Here is a 609-nt window from a genome sequence, read left to right as displayed (position 1 = left end):
TTAATGTCTGTATAATGGGGTTAAATCCCTCGGCTTCCAGCCGAAGCCTTTAGGTTAACCCAGTAGTAGAATCATCGCTTCTAGCAAAAGGAATACTTAAGCTAGAGGTGATGAAATGCAGAACTACAGGAAGACATCACATGTAACCTTTGATATTAAGATACACTTGGTGTGGATAACAAAATATCGTAAACCGGTGTTGGGCGGGAAAATAGCGGTAAGAGTAAGGGACCTTATAAGGCTCGTGGCTAAAAACAACGAAGTTGAGATATTGGCCGGTCATGTATCAAAAGATCATGTGCACTTGTTGGTGTCAGTTCCCCCGCATCTGTCTGTGAGCAAGCTGGTGCAGTATATCAAAGGCTATAGCTCAAGGAAGTTGCTGATGGAATACAAAGAGCTAAACAAGCAGTTCTGGGGACAACACTTGTGGGCAAGGGGATATTTTGCCGCAAGCAGCGGGAATGTCACCGACGAAATAATTATGGAATATATAAAAAATCAAGATATAGAGGAAAACCAAAAACCTGATAATTTTACACTTGGAGATTTTTAAGCTGCTTTAGCGGCTATTACAACCAACCTGCTTCAGCAGGTTGTGGTTGAGTT

The 609-nt window shown here is 41.9% G+C and carries 1 protein-coding gene; it reads left to right on the top strand.

Annotation, left to right across the window (positions count from 1 at the left end):
* The first annotated feature begins 115 nt into the window (after positions 1-115).
* Complete coding sequence (tnpA, locus tag Psfp_RS21200) at positions 116-556, top strand: IS200/IS605 family transposase (protein ID WP_134220483.1); 441 nt, start codon at positions 116-118, stop codon at positions 554-556.
* The last annotated feature ends 53 nt before the right edge of the window (positions 557-609 follow it).

Source organism: Pelotomaculum sp. FP, from assembly GCF_004369245.1.
Lineage (GTDB): Bacteria > Bacillota > Desulfotomaculia > Desulfotomaculales > Pelotomaculaceae > Pelotomaculum_C > Pelotomaculum_C schinkii.
The sequence above is the reverse complement of the archived record's forward strand: the minus strand, read 5'-3'. Positions and strand labels throughout refer to the sequence as shown.